Raw genomic sequence first — 3,759 nt, forward strand, 5'->3', positions numbered from 1 at the left:
AGCGATTACAACGCGTTCCTGTTCGCCAGCACAAAAACCACGCTGGCCGCCGGGTACACGACGAAAGACCTGCTTGACCTGACGATGAAGGGATTTAACCCTTACGGCGTGACGCCGGGCGTCATTGGCGATATGCCGACCACGGTATTTTCGCGCGGGCTGCCGCTCTATCACTCAAACCGCGACATTATGGACGACATCGCAAAGATGTGCGGCGGAACGTGGCAGATGGTCGATGGTAAGGTGCATGTCGTGCCGTCGGATAAGTACGTGCAGGAAGCGATCGTGCTGAATTCGGATACCGGGCTGATCGGCATGCCGCAGCAGACAATGGGCGGCGGGGTAAACGTTCGCTGTCTGATAAACCCGAACATCAAAATTAACGGGCTGGTGCAGATCGACCAGACATCGATTTACCGTACTGCGCTGGGCAATAATGAAGTTGCCAGCGCGCCGGGGCGCGTGACCGAGCAGAACGTTAACGGCAACCTTACCGCAGCAGGTAATGGCACGCTGCAAAACCCGGCCAGCATTGCGGCAGATGGTGTTTATATCGTCAAGGCGATTGACTATACTGGCGAGACGCGGGGCCAGCCATGGTACATGGATATGATGTGTCTGGCGCGCGGGGCGGCTGATATGATTAGCCAGTCTGCTATACAGCGAACAAATTACTGAGGGTTTATGAGCCGTCTTCTGTTTTCGCTCCTTGCTTTGCTTTCTGCTCAGGTATTTGCCGATTCTCAGTGCGGGCCTTTCACTGTTCATTGGGCTGAAGATGGTTTTGCCAGAATTAATGGCGCTAAGCCAGAAACACAAAAAGTTAACTTCTTAAAGCAGAAGGATGACTTTAATAATGTAAAAATTCAGTGGATGGTGCCTACGAATGCAGCAGGAAAATGGTACGGGATGGATTTCGTTGGCCGGGACGGTAAAGCAATCCTCAACGTCCAGTTGGTGCAGGCCAATATGAATGCGCCGCGTGTGTATGGCACGTATGATTGTAAGAAGGTTAATTAATCTTTTTCTTCGATTTTTAATTCTGTTTTGGTTTCACTGAATATTTTATATAGCTGTTTTTCATTAAGATTTTTTGCTTCTATCGTGTAACCGTCCTTTTTGATGGTTATGCTTTTGTTGTTTTTTGATCTGACCCAGGCGGCGAATATTGCAGCCATTGTGTAACAGACTTCTTTATTTTGCAGTAACTCAAATAGATAGGCTGTAATGACTGAAACCGTATTGACAGAATCTCCCGTACGAGCTTTAGTCATGATTGTTCTGCAATCTGCCGAAATGGCTTCCTCTATGTATGGCCTGAGTTCGGAAAATGCTTCCTTAGAGAGGTTTAAAATGAAAACAGATTTAGTCATTACTTTGGGTGGCTCCGTCCGTAAAAGGCTGCATGCAATTTGGATGCTAAGCGGAACTTTGCTAGCGCTCGTATTCAGTAGAGAAGCGAAAATCGTACTCGAAGATTGCGATATTCTTGAGTTGGCAAAAAAGATTTAGCACCAAAACCCGATTTTTAAAATCCTGACATTTGATCAGTAACCCGCCATCAAGCGGGTTTTTTATTGCCCGGAGTTTACCCCATGCCCATTCCTCTCTCGTCGCAAATCAGCGGCGATCAGCAATTCATGCTTGCTATTCAGGAGGCGATCAGCGCAGGAATCCGCGTAGCGCTGCCCGGTACGGTAGTTTCGTTCGATGCCGAGGCTGTGACCGCTGTTGTTCAACCAGCAATCAAAGGCTATGAACCAGACGCCAACGGCAATCAGGTTTCGATCTCAATGCCGCAGCTCGTCGATGTGCCTGTTTCATTCCCGCGCGGCGGTGGAGTCACACTCACTTTTCCGGTTAAGCCTGGCGATGAATGCGAGCTGATTTTTAACGACCGCTGTATTGATTTCTGGTGGCAGTCCGGCGGCGAGCAGGAGCCGGTGCACCCGCGCCAGCACCACATCGGCGATGCGATAGCGTTCCTTGGGCCAATGTCGCAGGTGAAGAAAATTAGTGGCATCAGCACCAGCGCGGCGCAGTTGCGCACCGACGATGGCGCCGCGTTCGTGGAAGTGGCCGCAGGGCATAACATCACCGTCAAAACTCCCGGCAAGCTGACGGCGAACGCCGACGGCGGCGCGGAAATCACAGCTCCTGAAATAGTGCTCAACGGCAATGTGACTATCAACGGCAACCTGTTGCAGGGCATGGGTGCCAGCGGCGGCAGTGCAACAATGCACGGCCCGGTCACCGTGACAAACGATGTTACCGCTAGTGGTAAGAGCCTGATGACACATACACATAGTGGTGTGCAGAGAGGCGGTTCTAATACGGATGGGCCTAATTAATGCGATACAGACGCGAAGACGCCAACGGCGATTATACCTTTGGCCGGGGTGATGATACCTGGCTGATTAATTCGCCTGAAGCGGTGGCGCAGGCCATCAAAACCCGGTTCCTGCTCTGGTACGGTCAGTGGTTCCTCGATACGACCGCGGGCACGCCGTGGATTCAGTCGGTGCTCGGCAAGCAGAAGCCCGAAATTTATAACATGGCGATCCGCCAGCGCATCCTCGATACGGCTGGGGTCGATTCCATTTCTGACTTTAACATCACCGTTGACACATCGACCCGGCGCGTTTCATTCACCGCGACCGTCAACACCATCTACGGAACGACGACAGTCACCAGCGAGGCATAAATGGCTTTGAACCTCGACACGCTGGGCTTATCGGCAACGGTAACCGCCCAGGGGATCACCGCGCCCGATTATCAGACGATACTCGATACTGTCACTGGGTATTTTCAGCAGATTTATGGCACGGATTCTTATCTTGAACCGGACAGCAAAGACGGCCAGATGGTGGCGCTGGTGGCGCTGGCTATCCACGATGCGAACAATACGGCGATCGCTGTCTATAACAGCTATTCCCCCTCGACCGCGCTTACTGACGCGCTGACGCGCAATGTCAAAATCAATGGTATCGCGCGCAAAGGTGAAACCCGCTCTGTCGTTGATCTGGTTCTTATCGGTACCACTGGCACGACAATTACAAACGGCTCTGTTCGTGATGACAACGGCATAATCTGGAACCTGCCATCTACTGCAACGATTGACGGAAATCCAGTCACAGCCACATGCAACACGCCAGGTGCCATCGCTGCGTTGCCTGGAACGGTTACCACCATCAACACGCCGACGCGCGGGTGGACGTCAGTCACTAACCCTTCCGCCGCCACTGTCGGTACCGCAGCGGAAACCGACACAGAATTGCGTATCCGGCAGGCGCAGAGTGTGGCGCTGCCGTCGCTTACGCCGTTTGATGCTGTGGATGGTGCGCTGGCGAACATTTCCGGCGTGACGCGTCACAAGCTGTATGAAAACGATACCGGCTCAGTGGATGCGAACGGTCTGCCGGCACACTCCATTTCTGCCATTGTCGATGGTGGCGACGCCACGACGATCGCGCAGACCCTCCGGGGAAAGAAAGGCCAGGGCGTGGCAACGTATGGCAAGAGCACGCTTCAGGTAACCGACACCTATGGCAACCCGCATAACATCAGCTTTTCACGTCCTGTTGATGTGCCTGTGTATGTCGCCATTACGTTACGGGTGTTCACTGGTTATACCTCACAAATTGGAGAGGATATTAAGCAGGCGGTTGCTGACTATATCAACAGCCTGAGAATCGGTGACAGCGTACTGCTGAGCCGCATTTACTCCCCGGCAAACCTCGGTGTGGTCAGTGGTGGAAA

5 protein-coding genes and 1 pseudogene are annotated in these 3,759 nt (G+C 52.7%); 5 read left to right on the plus strand and 1 reads right to left on the minus strand.

The window, feature by feature from the left end; genetic code table 11:
- Both GA0061070_RS24000 and GA0061070_RS24005 read left to right on the plus strand, forming a co-directional pair.
- Window positions 1-678, plus strand: a pseudogene (locus GA0061070_RS24000) (hypothetical protein); the annotation flags it as partial.
- 6 nt (window positions 679-684) lie between these two features.
- Window positions 685-1,020: a hypothetical protein gene (locus GA0061070_RS24005; RefSeq protein ID WP_090139017.1), complete on the plus strand. Its 336-nt coding sequence runs from the start codon at window positions 685-687 to the stop codon at window positions 1,018-1,020.
- Here GA0061070_RS24005 and GA0061070_RS24010 read toward each other — a convergent pair.
- Entirely contained in the window at window positions 1,017-1,373 is a 357-nt protein-coding gene (locus GA0061070_RS24010; protein ID WP_139109837.1) for a hypothetical protein, read from the minus strand. The two genes, GA0061070_RS24005 and GA0061070_RS24010, sit on opposite strands and share 4 nt — an antisense overlap.
- A 222-nt stretch (window positions 1,374-1,595) precedes the next feature.
- On the opposite strand from GA0061070_RS24010, the gene GA0061070_RS24020 reads away from it, so the two are divergent.
- The 3 genes from GA0061070_RS24020 to GA0061070_RS24030 all read left to right on the plus strand — a co-directional run.
- A complete protein-coding gene (locus tag GA0061070_RS24020; protein ID WP_090139021.1) occupies window positions 1,596-2,351 on the plus strand; it encodes a Gp138 family membrane-puncturing spike protein in 756 nt (251 codons plus the stop codon).
- On the plus strand, window positions 2,351-2,704 hold the full coding sequence (locus GA0061070_RS24025) for a contractile injection system sheath initiator (protein WP_090139022.1): 354 nt from the start codon (window positions 2,351-2,353) through the stop codon (window positions 2,702-2,704). The genes GA0061070_RS24020 and GA0061070_RS24025 overlap by 1 nt, the downstream gene beginning before the upstream one ends.
- Window positions 2,705-3,759, plus strand: a 1,055-nt coding sequence (locus GA0061070_RS24030) for a baseplate J/gp47 family protein (RefSeq protein WP_090139023.1), incomplete at its 3' end; no start/stop codon positions are given.

It is taken from the genome of Kosakonia oryziphila, from assembly GCF_900094795.1.
GTDB classification, from domain to species: Bacteria; Pseudomonadota; Gammaproteobacteria; order Enterobacterales; family Enterobacteriaceae; genus Kosakonia; species Kosakonia oryziphila.

Coding starts and splice junctions, on each gene's coding strand:
- GA0061070_RS24005 (WP_090139017.1), top strand. CDS start 685: ATGAGCCGTCTTCTGTTTTCGCTCCTTGCTTTGCTTTCTGCTCAGGTA.
- GA0061070_RS24010 (WP_139109837.1), bottom strand. CDS start 1,373: ATGACTAAATCTGTTTTCATTTTAAACCTCTCTAAGGAAGCATTTTCC.
- GA0061070_RS24020 (WP_090139021.1), top strand. CDS start 1,596: ATGCCCATTCCTCTCTCGTCGCAAATCAGCGGCGATCAGCAATTCATG.
- GA0061070_RS24025 (WP_090139022.1), top strand. CDS start 2,351: ATGCGATACAGACGCGAAGACGCCAACGGCGATTATACCTTTGGCCGG.